This is a genomic window from Tolypothrix sp. PCC 7712, from assembly GCF_025860405.1.
Classification (GTDB): domain Bacteria; phylum Cyanobacteriota; class Cyanobacteriia; order Cyanobacteriales; family Nostocaceae; genus Aulosira; species Aulosira diplosiphon.
The window spans coordinates 6347792-6366748 of sequence record NZ_CP063785.1 but is presented as its reverse complement, the minus strand read 5'-3'; the positions used below and the strand labels follow the sequence as shown (position 1 = coordinate 6366748).

General features: G+C 39.9%; 12 protein-coding genes. 4 read left to right on the top strand and 8 right to left on the bottom strand.

Annotation, left to right across the window (positions count from 1 at the left end):
• Nucleotides 1-147: 147 nt before the first annotated feature.
• On the bottom strand, nt 148-1560 hold the full coding sequence (locus tag HGR01_RS26085; RefSeq protein WP_228045789.1) for a carotenoid oxygenase family protein: 1413 nt from the start codon (nt 1558-1560) through the stop codon (nt 148-150).
• Nucleotides 1561-1583: 23 nt separating this feature from the next.
• On the opposite strand from HGR01_RS26085, the gene HGR01_RS26080 reads away from it, so the two are divergent.
• From HGR01_RS26080 to HGR01_RS26070, 3 genes are all read left to right on the top strand, one after another.
• Nucleotides 1584-1742, top strand: coding sequence for a hypothetical protein (locus HGR01_RS26080; RefSeq protein ID WP_155539324.1), 159 nt, complete (start codon nt 1584-1586; stop codon nt 1740-1742).
• Nucleotides 1743-1833: 91 nt separating this feature from the next.
• On the top strand, nt 1834-2205 hold the full coding sequence (locus HGR01_RS26075) for a hypothetical protein (RefSeq protein ID WP_045871202.1): 372 nt from the start codon (nt 1834-1836) through the stop codon (nt 2203-2205).
• Between the two features lie 857 nt (nt 2206-3062).
• Entirely contained in the window at nt 3063-3701 is a 639-nt protein-coding gene (locus HGR01_RS26070; protein WP_045871203.1) for a histidine phosphatase family protein, read from the top strand.
• Between the two features lie 75 nt (nt 3702-3776).
• On the opposite strand, the gene HGR01_RS26065 is transcribed toward HGR01_RS26070, so the two are convergent.
• Together HGR01_RS26065 and HGR01_RS26060 are read right to left on the bottom strand one after the other, a co-directional pair.
• Nucleotides 3777-4196 carry a lysozyme inhibitor LprI family protein gene (locus HGR01_RS26065; RefSeq protein WP_235623069.1) on the bottom strand — a complete coding sequence of 140 codons (420 nt, stop codon included), beginning with the start codon at nt 4194-4196 and terminating at the stop codon, nt 3777-3779.
• Nucleotides 4197-4285: 89 nt separating this feature from the next.
• Nucleotides 4286-8998 carry a non-ribosomal peptide synthetase gene (locus HGR01_RS26060; protein WP_045871366.1) on the bottom strand — a complete coding sequence of 1571 codons (4713 nt, stop codon included), beginning with the start codon at nt 8996-8998 and terminating at the stop codon, nt 4286-4288.
• A gap of 466 nt (nt 8999-9464) precedes the next feature.
• Here HGR01_RS26060 and HGR01_RS26055 point away from each other — a divergent pair, with 466 nt between their 5' ends.
• Nucleotides 9465-9875 (top strand): tetratricopeptide repeat protein, encoded by a 411-nt coding sequence (locus HGR01_RS26055; protein ID WP_052335232.1) that lies wholly within the window; start codon nt 9465-9467, stop codon nt 9873-9875.
• 33 nt (nt 9876-9908) lie between these two features.
• Here HGR01_RS26055 and HGR01_RS26050 read toward each other — a convergent pair whose 3' ends face one another.
• The 5 genes from HGR01_RS26050 to HGR01_RS26030 form a co-directional block, all read right to left on the bottom strand.
• Nucleotides 9909-10574, bottom strand: coding sequence for an NTP transferase domain-containing protein (locus HGR01_RS26050; RefSeq protein WP_045871204.1), 666 nt, complete (start codon nt 10572-10574; stop codon nt 9909-9911).
• 212 nt (nt 10575-10786) lie between these two features.
• Nucleotides 10787-12421: an RluA family pseudouridine synthase gene (locus HGR01_RS26045; RefSeq protein WP_045871205.1), complete on the bottom strand. Its 1635-nt coding sequence runs from the start codon at nt 12419-12421 to the stop codon at nt 10787-10789.
• 184 nt (nt 12422-12605) lie between these two features.
• Nucleotides 12606-13157, bottom strand: a complete 552-nt coding sequence (locus tag HGR01_RS26040; protein ID WP_045871206.1) for a Uma2 family endonuclease — start codon at nt 13155-13157, stop codon at nt 12606-12608.
• Between the two features lie 50 nt (nt 13158-13207).
• Complete coding sequence (locus HGR01_RS26035) at nt 13208-13849, bottom strand: class I SAM-dependent methyltransferase (protein WP_045871207.1); 642 nt, start codon at nt 13847-13849, stop codon at nt 13208-13210.
• 112 nt (nt 13850-13961) lie between these two features.
• On the bottom strand, nt 13962-18893 hold the full coding sequence (locus tag HGR01_RS26030) for a filamentous hemagglutinin N-terminal domain-containing protein (RefSeq protein WP_052335233.1): 4932 nt from the start codon (nt 18891-18893) through the stop codon (nt 13962-13964).
• Nucleotides 18894-18957: the final 64 nt, after the last annotated feature.

Below are 18957 nucleotides of genomic sequence, written 5' to 3'. Positions count from 1 at the left end.
AATTCGTAATTGAAGATAAATAATATTGACGCATTAAAATTAATTTCAATACTGTATATCTCTTAGAAAATTAGATATTTAATCAAGATTAATTCAAAAAGTTAGAGGCACAACATTGTTGTGCCTTTTCAATAGTCTCTACCTCACCTATTTTGAATCTGCTATATTTTCCTCAGAAATCCAAGTACCATGAAATCCATAAGGTACACGTTGAGGAATGATGACCCGTGCTACAGGTTTATCTGTAATATCTTGAGCATTCACTACGATTAATTCAGAAGTTTCTGAGCTTTCATCGTAAACAAAAGTAATTAGCCAGCCATCATCTTCAGTAGTTGCTCCCGGACGTGGTGCAAATACAGCTTCACCACCATAGCGTCCCTTACCAAATTCATAAGTTTGAGATTTCCCATTGCTGAAGTCGTATTTAATTACGCCTTCAAACAGAGGTAAGGGAGTATTCGCTAACTTACCAGTGTAGCCATAGCGGGTTTGTCGCCCTAATAAGTTTTCGTTGACGCGGGGAAATTCCGCCGCCACATCATCTAATTGTTGTTCGCGCACAGTTCCGGTTTTGAGGTTAAACCGCCATTGATGCAAGCGGGGAATATTACCATCTGGGTCTGCTTGGTTATCTGTATCCACTAAGACAGTAGTAGAACTCATACGACAACCTATCAATATTACTTCGTCGCCTTCTTCATAAGCATTTAGGGTGTGGAAGACGTAGCAAGGAGAACTTTCAAACCATCGGATATTACTATTGTCGCCGGAACGTGGAACAACACCAAAGCGACTCGGGCGATCGCTCTCAAACATCAGCATCGATTCCCCACGATATAATCGTTCAGCGCTGAATGTTAGCGGTAAATCCATGAAAATCGTATAGTTTTCAGTAATGGCAAAATCATGCATCATCACTGGCACAGGTATTTCAATGGGCACTGTTGTTAACAACTCCCCGGCGGCGGAAACTCTGCTGTATTGCAGATATGGCGGTGCGGCGGAGTAGCCAAAAAACATCATCTCGCCTGTAACTGGATCTACCTTGGGATGAGCTGTGAAAGCAGAAACCAACTTACCGTTATAGGTATACTCGCCAATTGTGTCTAACTCAGGTAGCGTGATGCTGTGAGGTACACTACCTTCATTCAGCGCCAAAAACTTGCCCGCGTGCCAAATTAAAGCAGTATTACCAGTATTTTTATAAGGGCCATAGGGATTATCCATCTGGGGTGGTTCCATAAACCCCGACCAAATAGCCTTTCCCGCTTCGTTTTCCATTTTCCATCCCCTAGTTTGCACATAGCGATTGCGATAAGTAGCTTTACCCTCGCTAATATGCACACCATGTAACATTCCATCACCATCAAACCAATGGTACTTACCAATAGGCGGCCATTGGGGATTAGGGCCATTGCGGACAAACATCCCTGCTAACTCTGGCGGTAATTGACCAATAACTTGCAAGCTATCTGTGGTAATTTCTTGACGCACTGGTGCAAAATTGCCATCCAGATACGGCTCAACTGCTGGCGTGGAAATTGTGTGAGTTGTCATAAAAAGCAAATGCGATCGCGGCATTGTATCCTATTTATTTTAGCGATCGCTTTGAAAGGTATGAGGAGGCAGGGGGAGCAGAGGAAGCAGGGGAGAAATTTCCATTACCAATTACCAATTACCAATTACCAATGCCCAATGCCCAATGCCCCATGCCCCATTCATTGATAGAGTTAACTTAGCGATCGCTACCCTAGTCTTTCAAAGTTGTAATATTTACGTTCTCTGACATGAGAATACCCTTAAATGGAATATAAGTACTGGAAAAATCTCATGGCTGACCTGAATGGTACTTGGCTAGGAACGTACTGGCAACAAGGAGTGCCCAGCCGCTTTGAAGCAGTCTTTGTTCAAAGTGGCAATGCTCTCAGTGGCTCAATTTTGGATGACAATTATTTAGGAGAAGCCCAAATCAGTGGTGAGGTTAATGGGCGTAGTATTAGCTTTACTAAGCGGTATTTAATCACCTCTCCTGCACCAATTAAATACATTGGCACTCTCTCGGAAAATGAAGATTATATCCAAGGACAATGGAATATTGGTCGTCGTTTCTTTGGCCCTTGGGAAGCGCGACGCAGTGGAGACAATCTGATGGCTGAGTTAAACACTCGGATTCAAAAGCAGATTCCCCAGGCGACGGGGTGAGGGGATTGGGGATTGGGGACTGGGGACTGGGGACTGGGGACTGGGAGAAATAAGAAACACCGAACACTTAATACCAATTTGAAAAAAGGATGCGACAGATTGTAGGGGCACGACAGTGCCCCTACGTGTCAACTTAAGCTAAAAGCTATATAGGACGGGCGTTGTACAAAACTTTCGCCCTCATCCCCTAACCCCTTCTCCTGGGGGAGAAGGGGAATTAAATCTCTTGCTCCCCTCTCCCGGTGGGAGAGGGGTTGGGGGTGAGGGCAAAAACCTTGCTACAAAGCGGGTTTCGCGTTAAGTTGACACCAATGGGCAGTGCCTTGCTCTTACAATTATCTGTAACTCACCAACTTGCAATCTGCTGTATACAATAACATTGCCTGCATAGGCGATCGCTTAAACTTTAACCCTTAATGCTCAAGGTTTAAGGCTTAATGCTCAAGGTTTAAGGCTTAATGCTCAAGGTTTAACCCTTAATGCTCAAACTTTAACCCTTAATGCTCAAGGTTTAAGGCTTAATGCTCAAACTTTAACCCTTAATGTTCAAACTTTAACCCTTAATGCTCAAGGTTTAACCCTTAATGTTCAAACTTTAACCCTTAATGCTCAAGGTTTAACCCTTAATGTTGTAAGAAAACTAAAGTAGAATCAAAATTTTGGGCATCTTTAGTCATCTTGAGATGACTTTTTCTATGAGACTAGGAATTCATTCCTAGCCAGGCTATGGGTTTCGCATTAAGTTGACACAGATGGGCAGTGCCTTACCCTCTAGAATATTATTGATGTGATATGTTGCCAACATTACTTGATTTGGTATCAGACTAAACGCCAAACGCCAAAAAAGGAAAAATATTTTGAGCTTAACTCTTTATTTTCTCCGTCACGGACAAACGGAATGCAGCCGAAATAATGCTTTTTGCGGTTCGCTAGACTCTGAATTAACGCCAGAAGGTTTGGCAATGGCTAAGGCTTTTGCTGCTGCATATAGTTCTACCCCTTGGAGAGCAGTTTTTTCTAGTCCGATGCGGCGGACTGTGTTGACAGCAGCGCCTCTTTGTGAATTATTAGATATCCAACCAGAACTGCGGGATGGTTTAAAGGAAATTAATTATGGTAAGTGGGAAGGAAAACCACCAGAAGTCATTAGCCAAGAATATCACGATGATTATCTGCGTTGGTCAGCAGATCCCGCATGGTACGCGCCAACTGGTGGAGAAATGGCAATTACTATAGCTCATCGTGCTATCCAGGTAATTGAAGAAATCAAGCATCTTTATCAAAGCGGTAATGTTTTAGTCGTTTCTCACAAAGCAACTATCAGAATTATCTTGTGCAGCTTATTGGGTATTGATGTCGGACGCTTCCGGTATCGTATTGGTTGCCCGGTTGCTTCGGTGAGTGTTGTAGAATTTAGCTCTCACGGGCCGCTGTTGCGTTCTTTGGCAGATAGGACTCATTTAGATGAGCATTTACGGAATTTACCAGGAACTTAAATCTTGGTTTAATTTTGCTTGTTTGAATTTTCTGTTTCAATATATTTACTTAAAATATCAATGTATCTGTATCCATCACTCTCCAGCAAACTCTCTTAATTCAGCAACCCGTGAAATATTTAACTGCATTGGACAGTATGAGTACATTGGTGACCCAACATAAGCTCCAGCAAGCTTGCAATGACTATCTCTATAGCTCAACCAAAAGTTTTGAGAAAGTTCAAACTGTTTCGCATCTTGGGGCTGCTGAGAAGCAATTTGGTTATAAATTTTACTGTAAAGTTGATTAATTTCCTGCTCCGAAGCCTGAAACGTTTGGCGCGAACACTGATCCACTGAGCTATTATTCGTAACACCAGCGGACTGCAAGCACTTGCTATACATCTGTTGATAGTCAACTTTATTTACAGGAGCAGCCTGTGCTACACCCGAAAAAAGTAAAATACCAACAACTATTCGCTTCAGCATCAACAGCTCCTGAATTTTTTCATACACTAAATTTTTGGGATATTGTTAATATCCGCTTTATATACCAGTTGTCGTACTAGAGCTGCTTACTGTTCCCATTTAATCTAAACTACGAATTACGAATTACTAACTAATAACAACGGAACCTGTCTAATTGCCTGATGAGGATTGTTCACAATTGCAGCTAACAAAGTTTGAAAATGTTCGCTCATACGGATGATGGTTTCGCAGTCAAATAAGTCGTTATTGTACTCCCAAATGCCTTTAATTCCACTGGCTGTTTCCGTCATTAATAGACTTAAATCTAACTTAGCAGTCATTTTTTCTATTTCAAGGGGAGTTACAGTCAAACCAGGAATTTCCCAACTGAAGGGACTCGATTCTAACTTGTATAGCACTTGTACTAAGGGATTTTGATTGAAAGAACTTTCTGGTTGTAAAATTTTGATAATTTGCTCAAAGGGAACATCTTGATGAGCATAAGCGGCTAATGTTACTTGCTGTACATGAGTTAAAAGTTCACTAAATGTAGGATTTTCTCTAATATGTATTCGCAATACTAAGAGGTTGCCAAAAAAGCCGATGATAGATTCAGTATCTTGGTGGCGGTTAGCAATAGGAGCACCAATTAAAATATCTTTTTGCTCGCTGTAGCGAAATAATAAGACAGACAAAACTGTTAACAAAGTTGTAGATAGGGTAACACCTGATTGCTGACTGAGGATTTTTAATTGTCGGCTCAGTTGATGATCTATTTCAATCTTGAGACTGCTACCTTTGATTTTTTGTAAGGGTTTTCTTGGTCTATCTGTAGGTAATTCAAGTACTGGTTTTACACCAGATAACTGCCGATTCCAGTAGTTAATTTGTTGTTGTAAAACTTTGGTGCTTAGAGATTTCCACTGCCAAAGAGTATAGTCTACGTATTGAAAGGGTAAATCTGGTAGGGGAGAAGGCTGACCTGCAGAGAAAGCTGAATATAAAATAGACAATTCTTGCTGGAGGATTCTGATTGACCAGCGATCGCACACAATAGTATGAGTAGTCAATAATAATACATATTCGTCAGGAGACAATTGCAACAGTTTGACACGAATCAGGGAATCGCTAGCTAAGTTAAAAGGTATATGAGCTTCTATCTTGGCTAGTCGGTAAATTTCGTTCTCTGGTTCTGGCGAACTCTGCAAGTTGACAACAGGTAAGGTGAGAGTGGCTGTAGGATTAATTACCTGTACGCTCAAACCTTTGACTACCTGAAAGTTAGTTCGCAAGCTGGCGTGACGCTGCACGATTTCGCACAGGCTACGCTCTAAAGCATTAATATCTAAATTACCGACAATTCTAGTAGCAAAAGAGATATTGTAAGTAGCACTTTTGCCAATCATTTGGTCGAGTAACCACAGCCTTGCTTGAGCAAAGGAGAGGGGAAACTCGGTTTGATGTTGCGAGGTTAGGTCTATAGTCGGTACTATTTCTCCTAACTCTGTTTGACGATAATTAGTAATAAAATTTTCCAGTTCTGCTACTGTGGGTGCTGCAAATAAACACCGCAGAGGTAAGTCTAATTGATAAGCTTGTCGCAACCGATAAATTACCTGAATTGCTAATAAAGAATTTCCACCTAAAGCAAAGAAGTTATCGTTAATGCCAATCTCTTCTAAGTTCAGAACTGTGGCGATGATATCTGCAATCACAGCTTCCGTAGGCGTACGTGGTGGGACAAATTTATTTTCTAATTCCACTAAATAAAGATGTGGTTCGGGTAACGCCTGACGGTTGACTTTACCCTCGCTGGTCAGAGGAATCTGCTTGAGAATCACATAGGTTGTTGGCACCATGTACTCTGGTAATTGCTGCTGTAAAAAGCTACGCAGTGCTGTAGATTTTAAATTAGAGGTTGTTGCTTTCTTGGGATGTGGCTCTGGAACAATATAAGCAACTAAATAGGGATTACCTGATTCGTTGTTGTTAATTGTGACTACTGCTTGCTGTACCTTAGGATGCTGACTCAACGCAGTTTCGATTTCTTCTAATTCAATCCGTAAACCACGAATTTTCACTTGCTTATTAATTTTTCCCATAAACTCAATATTGCCATCTGAAAGATAACGGGCGAGGTCGCCTGTTTTGTACAAACATGTTTCTGGCTGAAAGGGATTAGCGATAAAAGCCTTTGCAGTCAAATCTGGTTGCTGGAAGTAACCCTGCGCTAGGCCATCACCACCAATGTAGAGTTCACCTGGTATCCCCACAGGTAAAGGCTGTAATTCTTTATCAAGTATATAAACTTGTGTATTAGCAATAGGGCGACCAATGGGAATAGCCTGATCAATATGAGATATTTCTGGTATGTGGTAACAGCAGGTAAACGTGGTATTTTCTGTTGGACCATAAGCATTAATTAGCTTTAATTTTGGAGCTTCTTGCAGCAATTTTTTAACATGGTAAACAGATAAAATATCACCTCCTGTTAATATTTGCTTTATCTGTTTTAAGTCTGCTATTTGCTCATTCACCATTGAGTCAAATAACCCCGATGATAGCCACAAAATTGTTACCTGATGCTCTCGAATTGCTTGTGCTAAATCTGATAATTCAGATTTGTCAGGAGGAAGAATAATTAAAGCTGCTCCATTGAGTAAACTACCCCAAATTTCTAGTGTAGCCGCATCAAAAGAGATAGGAGCTAATTGCACAAAAACATCTTCTCGGCTGAAGTTGGCATAGTTATTATTTTTGAGCAAACGTACTACGCCACGATGGATGATACTGACACCTTTAGGTTCCTCGTCAGTGAAGGTGTACATCAAATATGCTAAGTTTGCCGATGTAACTGGTACCGAGGGGTTTTCTTGGCTATGTTCAGCAATGAAATTCCAGTCTCCATCCAAACAAATTGTATGTCTTGCATTAACAGGCAGTGATTCCCGTAAGTGTGTTTGGGTTAGTAATATTGATATTTGTGTTTCTGCAAAGATATACTCTATATGCTCTTGGGGAGATGTGGAATCTAGAGGTACGTAAACACCACCAGCTTTGAGAATCCCTAACAGTCCGATAATCATTTCTAGGGAACGTTCTACACAAATTCCTACCAATACTTCTTTCCCTACACCTAGAGATTGCAAGTAGTGCGCTAGTTGATTAGCTTTTTGATTTAATTCTTGATAGGTGAGTTTTTGTTCTGCAAATACCAACGCCACTGCATCTGGTGTCAGTTCTACTTGCTCTGTGAATAGCTGATGAATGCTCTTTTGGGGATATTCTGTGGATGTGTTGTTCCACTCTACTAATAGCTGATGGCGTTCTGCTGTTGTTAACAGAGGTAATTTTCCTACAGTTTGGTCTGGATTGCTAACAATTCCCTCGAGTAAAGTTTGGTAATGACTTTGCATTTTGGCAATGGCTTTGGCATCAAACAAGTCACTGCTATATTCCCAAACTAGATAATATTCGTGATTTACTTGGGTTAACTTGCAGTTAATGTCAAATACGCTCCCCCGTTGTGAACCTAACTCTGGCAAAATCTCCATTTCTAACTCTGGCATACTTTTGAGGCGATGTTTATGCCAACTAAAACAGGCAGAAACCACAGGAAAGCGACTGCGATCGCGTTTAATTTTTAATTTTTCCACCAACAAAGAAAAAGGAACGTCTTGATGTCTAAGCGCTCCTAAGAATATCTGATTTAATTGACTGAGTAATTCCCTGAAGGTGAGTTGCGGCGCAAGATAACCTCGCAAGACTGCTATGTTACTTAAATAACCGATAATTTGATGAAACTCTCTGCTAGCCGATCTACCCGTCATTGTAGTTCCTAGCAGAATTTCTTCTTGACCTGTATAACGGTAAAGCAGCACAAAAAATGCTGCTTGCATAATTATATAAAGTGGAACTTTTTGAGATTTTTGCAGATGCTGCAGTTGTGCAATCAATTCTATATCTAACTTGAAGATAGCCGTATTTCCCTGATAACTCTGCACTGGCGGACGAGGCTTATCAGTAGGTAAATCTAAAATCGGCAATTCTCCTTCTAGTTGTTTTTGCCAATATTCCCAAAGTTTTTCTTGGCTAGTTTCTAACTTCTGGGAATAGCGACTGACATAGTCTGTATATTGGTAGCTAAGAGCAGGAATACTATGAGAAAATGTGGCTTTAGTGTTAATTTCCGCAGCGTAAAAAACTTGAAATTCTTGTAACAACAAATCTAAAGACCACATATCACCTGCAATCTGGTGCATAACAATTAATTGCACATTTCCCTGTGATGTATTGGTAAATAGCCTTACCCGCAACACCGGGCCAGATTGCAACTGAAAAGGACAATCTGTTTGTTGATAAATGTGGGTGTTTAAATCTTCTTGACTCCAACCTAAAGCATCTATTACTTCTAGATCAACCTTTTTCTGCTCATGGATCTGTTGGACTGGTTGACCGTTGCGAATAGTATAGGTAGTGCGGAGAATAGCATAGTGATCGCTAATTTTTTGCCATGCTCTTTGCCATGCTTCTATATCTAAATCAGACTTAATCCGCACCGTTTGAAATATATTGTAAGCAACGCTTTCTGGTGCCATTTGATAAAGGAACCATAAAGCTTGCTGACCGTGAGATAAAGCACTATATGACGTATAGCCTTCTGACGAACGCACAAGATAACTAAAAGATGGGTTGAGGACTGCTAGGATTTCTGCTTCTTGCGATCGCAGTTGCGCTAACAGATTAGGGCTAAGAGTCTCCTTATTGCTATAGCGTAGGCTATTATCCTCAGTCCACAGCTTTACGTTCAGACTCCACAGCTCTGACAACAACTCATCAACTGTCTTCATTTGTAGAATTTTCCTTTGAGCAATCCATAGGGTTTAAAAAATACTCAGCTATTACGCATATAAGTTGTACATAAACTCGTGAGATTTGTCACTGCTCTGTGTGTTTCCTAATGGGAATTTACACTCATAATTAATGACTATCTTGACGACAAAATGCTCTATATATGGGGATTAGCTGATTAATGAGCCACAAGTATACAAGTTTTTAATGATACAAAAATTATTATATATATCCGAAAAACTGCTTAGGCAACAATATAAAAATCAATTTCTAGAAAATCTACAGTACAAGTACTAGTATTTTGCCGGAAATGGAGAGATTTTAAGTGATATTACTTAAGGTGCTTCTAGACAGACTAATTTTCTCCTTTTTGGGAGTTGTCATTAGTTACAGACAGAATAATTGTGGGTACGCTAAAAACAGGTAAAGTCGGAAAAATTTTATATTATTTTTATTTTCTGCCCAATGGATAACAACGCTCAAACATTTAATCAACCAGAGGTAATTCCACCATTGCAGGTAGAAATGCCTTTACAATCAAAAGCCGTCAGCTTATATGTTCAGCAAGCCTACAATCATTTTTCCCAGGGAGATGTAGAAGGAGCGATCGCGGATTTTAATATAGCTCTTTGTATTCATCCCAACAGCGCCGAATTATATACAGCCAGAGGTAATTTTCGCAAACAGAAATTAGGCGATCGCCTCGGTGCAATTGAAGATTACACACAAGCTATATTTATTAATCCAGATAAAGCTTTCTTTTATTTTTGCCGCAGTCAAACCTATCAAGAATTAGGTAATCAAGAAAAAGCAATTGAAGATTATAATATAGGGTTAACACTGGCTCCAGAAGGGACGATGTGTTGTGTAATTTAGGGCATGGGGCATTGGGCATTGGGCATTGGTAATTTATTCTCCCCCTGCCTCCTCATCTACCTCATCCCCAGTCCCCAGTCCCCTATCCCTATTACTTAATTTTTCATAATCGCTGGGTGTATCAATATCGATATTGCCTAAGTTAAAAGGAATAGAGAATACTTGATTAAGATTATTCTGAATCACTTTTTTTGCACCGGAATTACCTGGTAAATTGGCGAGTTCTGCAAAAAAATTGTGACTAAATAAAGCAGGTACGCCTAATGTTTCTGCATATTCGCAAGCAATGATTTGTTTTTGTGTTGCATGGTATGCATCAACCAGTTGATTAATAATTTCTGGAGAGAGAAATGGTTGATCGCAAAGTACAATCACTACGCCTGTAATTTTTTGATTCAGACTATGCAAGAAATCCATCCCAGCTTTAATAGAACTACCCATACCCATAGCCCAATCTAAATTCTCAACAATAGTAACGGGGAGTTCATGAATTTGAGGACGAATTTGTTCTGCATTAGCCCCAAGCACTACAACTACAGGTTCACAAACTGAAGCGATCGCAATTTCTGTAATGTATTGCACCAAGCTACGTCCTTGATACAATAAAAGCTGTTTTGGTGTTCCCATCCGGGTAGATGCACCCGCAGCCAAAATCATAATTGCTATCCTTGATTTTTCCGTTTCTATTTTCTGAGTCATATTTTATGCAAAATTAAGGAAATTGGCAGAGCGCGAAAATTCAATGTATATAAATAAATATAAATTCAAGGTAGGGTGTGTTATGCCGTAGGCTAACGCACCTTGAGCCTTTCATCGTCCATTGGTGCGTTGCGCTGCGCGACAACACACCCTACATTTACTGATTAATAGATTCCATAATATTTTCTAAATTACGAATTACGAATTACGAATTAAAACGGCATTTCCGTCTTTAAATGCAGAGTTTCTTTTAACTGCGGATGTTGAAAGTAAATTTCTCGCGCATGGAGATATAAACGACTAAAATCTGTACTCAACCCATAAAGCGGATCTCCTAAAATTGGCTTACCAAGTCCTTGAATATCAGCAGCATGAACTCTTAATTGATGAGTGCGTCCTGTTAGCGGTTTAAATTCAATGCGAGTATATTTTCCCTCTCTAGCTATTACTTGAAAATGGGTAATGCTGGGTTTACCATATTCCCAATTAACTTGTTGATAAGGACGATGATTGGGATTTCCCCACAGTGGTAATTCAATTACACCTGCGTCAATATTCACAATTTCAGAAAGTAAGGCTTCATAAATCTTGTGAATTTGCTGTTGCTGAAATTGGATGCTGAGTTGGCGATAAGTTTTTTGATCGCGTGCTAGCAATAAAATACCAGAAGTGTCTCGATCCAGTCGATGTACGGCGTTGAGTGACATTCCATCAGGTAATATATTTCGCAATCGACTAAGAACGCTGTCTTGGGTATCAAGATAACGTCCGGGAACTGATAATAATCCGGCGGGTTTGTTAAGAGCAATTAACCATTCATCTTCGTAAATAATCGCTAGCTTTTCCCCTATTTCTGGAAATCCTGACAGCAAAAACCCCATCAAAGGTTGACAGCGTTCTGTACAAGCTGGGTAAAATTTTCCGGGAATTTTTTCGCCATCAGTTGACGCACAACCCCACCAAAATTCTGCCATTGCTAAGGGTTTAAGACGATGCATGGCTGCATATTGCAATAACTTAGGCGCGCAACAGTCACCTGTACCTGTGGGTAATCCTGTGGGCATTAATTGTTGTAGCGATCGCGATTTTCCATAAAAATTGATTAAGGTGTAAGCTGCGTGCATCTGTGCTTGCAATTGACGGGAAAGTTGCTGACGCTGTTGTTTTAATTCCTGTATTCGCGTATCTGCGGCTGTAATTCTCTGCTTTAGCGGCTGTAAAACTTCATTTTGCTGGCGTTTGAGTAATTTTCGCTCAATTCCCTGCTGACGGCTTTCTTCGTCCAGTTCTTCTAAAGCGATAGCGAGTGCTGCGCCTGTCAGCGTTTCGCAGATTAGCTGGCGTTTTTCTTGGCGTTGATGTTTGCGATCGCGGTGGCGATCGTTCATAGCTTGTAACTGTTGTGCAAACTCGCGAGATAAGCTTTCATATTGCTGTCTTTGGGGAATTTGCTGTAAAGTCATCAGTTCTTGTTTAATAGCTTCCAATTGCGCCAAGGTTCTAGCTTCATCTACAGCTACTTCTTCTCTCCCTGGAATTGGCGGAACCCAACCCTCAACTACACTGCAACTATGCAGCAATCCAGAGAAAGCCTTAATTACTCGCTGTTCGCCAGTTGGGAGTTCAACCAGCAACACACCATACATTTTTCCTTCTAGAGAATAGCGCTCATCGCTGGCTAATTGTTGCATTAAACCGTGAGCGATCGCTTCTATTAAAGGGGTGCGAGGTAGTCTCAGCAAATTTCCACTTTGCGGACAATATCCTTCATAGTAATATTCGGCTGATGCGTTATCGGCTGCATAATGAGAGTCAATAAAATCTGTAAGCGGATGTAAGAATACCATAAAAAGTTATCTGCGTTTATCTGCGTTTATCCTCTTCCATCTGCGGTTAATTTTTTATTCCTGTACTTCACGAATATGGGAAGCACTATATATCAATTCAAAATTAAAAACCTACTTTGAATTGTTGGTGGTGCGTTGCGCTATGCGACAACACACCCTACATTTTACAGAACGGGAATTGATATTAAGTGCTAACAATACAATCTACTGCAACAGCTATATCTGGAAATGCTATTGGATAAATCGTCCCGCCTGTTAATGTGGACTTGGAAGCGTACTCTCCATCTTGAGGATCTCGAAAGACTATTAGCTGTCTTTTTCTGAGGTTAACTACCCAGTATTCAGGAATTTCAGCTTCGGCGTAGACTTTGCTTTTAATTTCCAAATCTTTTTCTAAAGTGGAATCGGAGTATTCAATTAGCCAAAAAATATTTTCTGGGTAAGGATGATGATTGACATATTCTCGTCCTAAACGTTGCACGATCGCAATATCTGGTTCAGGTTCAGAGTTATTCAAAAGCGTAATTGGTTTAGCTGGACGAATTGTAGCGCGTTCCCCCAATATCCGAGAGAGATATTCCCCAGCTTCGGTACTGAAATAAGCATGGGGTTCGCCTTCCGGTGACATCTCTATAATCTCTCCCTTTAATAGTTCCACACGCCGATCATCTAAGATACCAGCTGCAATCATGCGATGGTACTCATCTATTGTCCACTTCGCTGTTGTGACAACCATAGCGATCGCTTTTTTATCGCGCTTATAATTTCACATCGTACACTCAAAATTTAAATTGATTGCGGTTTTTTGCCAATCAATAGGGCGAGTTCTAGCCATTTCCAGTAGCAATCTACATCTGTAAATCCGAGATTTCGCAGCCAATTTAGTTGAGTTTCTACGTCTAAAAGTTTATTTGATGGGTCTTCAGTTTCTACAGTGAAACCGATGGAGTGTAAAAAATGTTCGTGCAATGCTTGCGTGGGTGAGGCAACATGTTCTAAATTGCAGAAAATCCCGCCAGGTTCCAATATCTGAAAAATTTCTGTATATAGAGAACGTTTGCGATCGTGAGTTACATGGTGAATGGCAAAGCTGGAAACTATGGCATCAAAATAACCTAATTCTGGCAAGGGATAATCTAAGTTATGGGATATTACCTGTACTGTTGTATCCCCAGCAAACCGATTTTTGACCGCTTCTAACATCGTTGCAGAAAAATCAACCGCAACACTCTGCGCCTGGGGACGGTCGATTTTCAGTAATGCTAATAAGCGACCATCTCCAGTCCCTAAATCAAGAATACGCTTCACAGTCTTAGGAACTTGTTCTAACAAAACTGCTTCACCCTCAGTACGATGGGGTATTGCATCTGCTTGAGATAGATATCTCAAAGCATGGTCAGCAGAAGTCCAGAGGTTAATTTGATTCATCACAGAACACTGCTCTTAGCGATCGCATTTTATAATTTCCAGTCAGAGCAATTCTACATCTTTTACACTCTACTCTTTGCGTCTTTGCGTCTCTGCGTGAAAAAATCATATTTCACTTCTTCACCGCACAGCTAGAAGAATTTAACCAAGAAGCCGCAGTTTTGGGTGTCTGAGAAACTAGGGTCACATCACCTTTATCGTTAAATACCCACCCAGTAGCGGGCATAACTAATACAGCTTTTTGCTGTGGTGGATTGACACCTGTACTATAGCTGGAACCTCCTGTATGCAAGCTATTAGCCGTAAGGCGAATATCTTCCCAAACAGTATTAGCGCTAAGTAATTCGTCAGGTTTTGGGGGTAAACCACCACGTCCGACATCAGTAAATTGACCAGCTGTTTTTTCATCTCCAGCACCACAATTTTGAGCAATTTGCTGAGAAGGATCGCTGGCGTTGGTGGGTAGAGACACAATTCCTTTGCTGGGGTCAATATCTGGAGAACTGATACTGATGACACCGTTTAACTGTGGGTCAGTTTGGGAAATCGCTGTAATATCGTTAGTTTGCAGATATTGTGAGTCAAGTTTTTCCGGATCTGTGGTTCCTAACTTCTGCTCAAGTTCTTGTCGGGTGAGGGTTGCTAATCCAATCACGCCTTTAGCGTCGATTTCGATAGTACCACCGCTACCAGAGAAAGCATTTGCCGCAATATCATTATTTTCCGAAGATGGAGAGACAATAAAGCCGTTATTAGAATTGAGTTTAATTGCGATCGCACCGCCATCACCACCCGCACCTTGTCTACCTGCGGTAGTTGAAATAAAACTTTGACGGCGAAATAGCAGTAAATCTTGTAAGTTGAGGGTAATGCTACCGCCTTGACCGCTGTTTGTATCAGCCGTAATCTGTGCTTGGGTATCAAGAGTTAAGCGATCGGCTGTAATACTAATACTACCCGCTACTCCTGAACCTTGACTATTTACAGAAATTCTCCCACTATCTTTAATTGTCACTTGCTCAGGGTCAATGTTGATTGTACCGCCTTGACCTGTAGAGTCAGATTCTGTATTGGCAAATAGTCCACTATATTGATTAATTGAACCAAGAATGCGTTTAGCTTCTTGCTCATTATCAGGCAGTACAAAATTATAATTATCTTTAATATTGCTGATGACTGCTATCAGTTGATTCAGTCGTTCCTGATATGTAAAATCTTGACCAGCAATGGTAATATAATTTGTGGCATTAATTTTGATATTACCTGCTGCTCCACTTCTATAGGCATTGGTGAGAATTTGTCCGCCGCCTGTGATTTCCAGATTATTGACATTAACTTTGATATCTCCCCCGTTACCGCTACTTTTAGAAGGGGCGCTTAAAACTCCACCATCGCTAATACTTAATCTGCCAGTATGAATAGTAATATTGCCCCCATTACCAGCATTAGTTTCTGTACTTTCAGTATTTACAAATAATCCACTGGAAAATTTATTTATCAGTGCATATCCTGATATATTTACAGAAGATGCAGCCTGGTTTTGTTCATTCCAAGGATTAATATTAATGTTGCCACCTTTACCACTAGAACGAGTGTCAGCATTAATTCTTGAACCCTCAGTTAAGGCAAGAGACTGAGTGTTAATATTAATATTCCCAGCATTACCACTACCAAAAGTTTGAGCATCAATTCTGGATGTGTTACTAAAAGATAAAAACTGAGCAGTTATATCTAAATTCCCAGCATTACCACTACCAAAAGTTTCCGCCTGAATCAGCGATTCCTCATTAAAATTAAAATATTGAGTTTTAATGTTGATATTACCAGCATGTCCTGTACCATAAGTTCTAGCATTTAAGATAGAACTATTAGTAAAATCAATATTTTTATCAACTACAATTGAGAAATTACCACTATTTCCTGAGCCAAAAGTGCTAGCATTTAAATAAGCATTTTTTGTGAGCAACAAATTAGCAGCGCTAATATTAATATCACCACCACCACCCTCCCCTTCTTGACTTTGGTGAGAGGAACTTAAAGTTAAATCGTTGCTACCAGTGTTAATACTACTTTCAGACAGTGAGAGGGAACCACCTGCTGCTCTCACATTGATACTTCCTGCTTTTCCTGTTCCTAGGGTATTAGCTAATAGAGAACTTTGATCAGCAAGAGATACAGATTTAGCATCTACATAAATGCTACCACCTGCACCAGAACCATTCGTTACAGTTTCTAAATTACTACTAGTAAAAACTACATCTCCCAGAGACTGAATCCTGATCTCACCTGTATCTTTAGCAAAGATTGCTGCTTGATTATCGCTATCTACTTTGTTACTAGTACTCAAAAAAGATTGGTCTATAGTTATTTTTTGCGGAATCAGTGAGCTATTTGGTATCCATCCAATATAAATATTTCCTAAATTACCATTACTAAATATGCCTCGATATTGGCTATCTTCCTCGCTCCCAGCAGAATTTTGGACAATAGAAATATCATCACGAGCATTAATACTAATATCTCCTGCATAACCTAAACTAAAATTGGTGGTACTTATCTTAGACTGGTTCAAAAAAACTGACCCTTCTGTGGCTTCTATATTAATAGAAGAGTATAGGTCAGCATCGCTATTGTAATTACTTTCGCTAGTAATCTTACTATTATCAATAGCAACATTGTTAGCAGCAATCAGGTTAATATACCCTGCTACTCCAGACCCGTTATTATCAGTGAATAGTTTAGCGGAATTCAAAGATATAGATTCACTCCCATGAATATCTATATCTCCAGATTTTCCAGAGCCGTTGTTACCAGATTGCACAGTAGTTTTATCTAGAGATATTAATCCTGACTCAATGCTGAACTTCCCGGAATTTCCTGTACCACCTGTTATTACATCATTAAATACTTCGGTGCCACTTAAATAAACAGAACTAATACTTTTAATTGAAATACTGCTAGCATTAGCTGTACTATCTATACCAGTAGCACCACTTACTATCTTGCTATCTGTAATCAAAATATTATTAAGAGATTCAATATTTATCTCTCCAGACTGACCTTGTAAATTGCGATTATCACTATTTATTTGAGAGTTATTAATTATAATATTATGAGGAGAGAAATTAGCATATTCTGATTTACCAATATATATAATACCAGAATCACCAATACTATCAATATTACTATTATTTTCAATTTTAACTTCCTGCCGGGCAGTAATTGCTACATCTCCTGCATAGCCATTGCCATTGTTGCTAGTATCTAAGTTAGATTGATTTAAATAGACAGAACCATCAGTAGATTTAATGCTGATACTACTAAATTTTGTATCATCATCAGAATTGCTAGCAGCTGTTATATTACCAAGGTAGATATCGCCTAGTGCTTTAATATTTACATCACCAGCGAATCCATTATGAGTTTCAGATACGATATCTGCTAATGTTGTATCAATATAACCATTTTTACTTATTAGGCTAATATTCCCGCCATTGCCATCGACATCCTCAAGTAAATCAGAAAGTAAATCTCCATTAGTAATAATGTTGCCATTACTAATCAGATTAATACTATTACCACTATCCCAGCCACGAGAAATATCAATTGTTCCATTAGTTGTGATATGACCTCGAGAATCGATGGTAACATTACCAAAAGTATCAATTGGGCCTGTGGTAATATTTCCTGGTAGTTCATTAGGTGAATACTGATTAGTTAACAGAATTTGCCCTTTTATCGGTTCTCCTACTTCTGTTTTATTGACATTACTAATGCTATCGATATTGATATCTGCACTGGTACTAGGCGCATGAGTTTTAACTTGACCAATTAGCCCTATAATTGGTTCTGGTATCATTCCAGGAAAACCAAAAGCTGTAGTTCCAGCACGAATATCTAATGTTGGTTCAGATGCGCCTTGAATATAGACATAATTTGTATCATCAGGCAAAGTCTCTGACAGTGGCACATCTTCTGTAATAGAGTTTTTGGGAGCGGTTGTGTCTGCACCTGTAATCAAAATACTGCCAATATTCACGGAACCTCCTGCAAAAATATGCAAGGATGCTCCTTCATAACTCTCAAAACTGACATCTCCACTAGCGCGGATAATCGGATCTTGAGGGCTGGAAAGCTTACCTAGACTACTATCTAATTTCTCAATCCGAAAATTCCCCCCACTCCAATAATGAGCATCCCCTCCCACAGTATTTGCACTCCGCAGCAACAAATCATCAGCAGCAAATAAGCCACTATCAGGGTGATTCAAGGCAAAAATATCAATATTCTGATTACCTTGTACTAGTAAATTTCCACTCGCAGCCACAATTAAAGGATTAACCGCCGTATCTCGCAGTTTGACAGTATCTTGTGCTTGTATTGTTAAATCTTTACCTGCTTGTAGCCTACCTTGTAAGTCGAGATTACCAGCAATCAAGCTTAAATCTTGCCCTGTAGTTAAATTACCAGTGTTGCTAATACTTGCAGACTGATTCGCACCAAATTGCAATCCTGGACGAATGCTCACAGTCAGTAGTGGCGCGGCTTCTGGATTTGTAGCGCTGAACTTCAAGCCGTTGTCAAAGATAAAGCTATTGGCTGTTGTCGCCAGAAAAGAACCCGCCACATCTAAGCGAGCATTCGGCCCAAAAATAATACCATTGGGATTGAGTAAAAACAGATTTGCTCTACCATCTACGCCCAAAGTACCAAATATGTTGGAGCGATCGCTACCTGTGACACGAGTCCAAATGTTCTCAATACCTGCAGGATTGGCAAAGTATATTCTTTGACTATCGCCAACATTAAATTGCAAAAAACTCTGAAATAAATTGACACCTCTAGTTGCTCCACCTTCAATCAAGGTTGCAGGTAAACCCTGAACTGTAGCATTTGGTTTAAGGGTTGCACTTTCTGCACCTAATGTCCCATCCGGGATAATTTGAGCGCGTGCAGAACCCATCCATGCGATAAATACACCACAGATTGCTAATAAATTTAGTAACCTCAATTGCCATAATTGTTGGCGAGGAGCTGGAACCATATCAGTATTGCCCTGGGAGTTTCCCCTGATTGATACAAATAAATGCGGAAATTTAAGTATTTTT

Coding starts and splice junctions, on each gene's coding strand:
- HGR01_RS26075 (WP_045871202.1), top strand. CDS start 1,834: ATGGCTGACCTGAATGGTACTTGGCTAGGAACGTACTGGCAACAAGGA.
- HGR01_RS26055 (WP_052335232.1), top strand. CDS start 9,465: ATGGATAACAACGCTCAAACATTTAATCAACCAGAGGTAATTCCACCA.
- HGR01_RS26050 (WP_045871204.1), bottom strand. CDS start 10,574: ATGACTCAGAAAATAGAAACGGAAAAATCAAGGATAGCAATTATGATT.
- HGR01_RS26060 (WP_045871366.1), bottom strand. CDS start 8,998: ATGAAGACAGTTGATGAGTTGTTGTCAGAGCTGTGGAGTCTGAACGTA.
- HGR01_RS26035 (WP_045871207.1), bottom strand. CDS start 13,849: ATGAATCAAATTAACCTCTGGACTTCTGCTGACCATGCTTTGAGATAT.
- HGR01_RS26030 (WP_052335233.1), bottom strand. CDS start 18,893: ATGGTTCCAGCTCCTCGCCAACAATTATGGCAATTGAGGTTACTAAAT.
- HGR01_RS26085 (WP_228045789.1), bottom strand. CDS start 1,560: ATGACAACTCACACAATTTCCACGCCAGCAGTTGAGCCGTATCTGGAT.
- HGR01_RS26040 (WP_045871206.1), bottom strand. CDS start 13,157: ATGGTTGTCACAACAGCGAAGTGGACAATAGATGAGTACCATCGCATG.
- HGR01_RS26045 (WP_045871205.1), bottom strand. CDS start 12,421: ATGGTATTCTTACATCCGCTTACAGATTTTATTGACTCTCATTATGCA.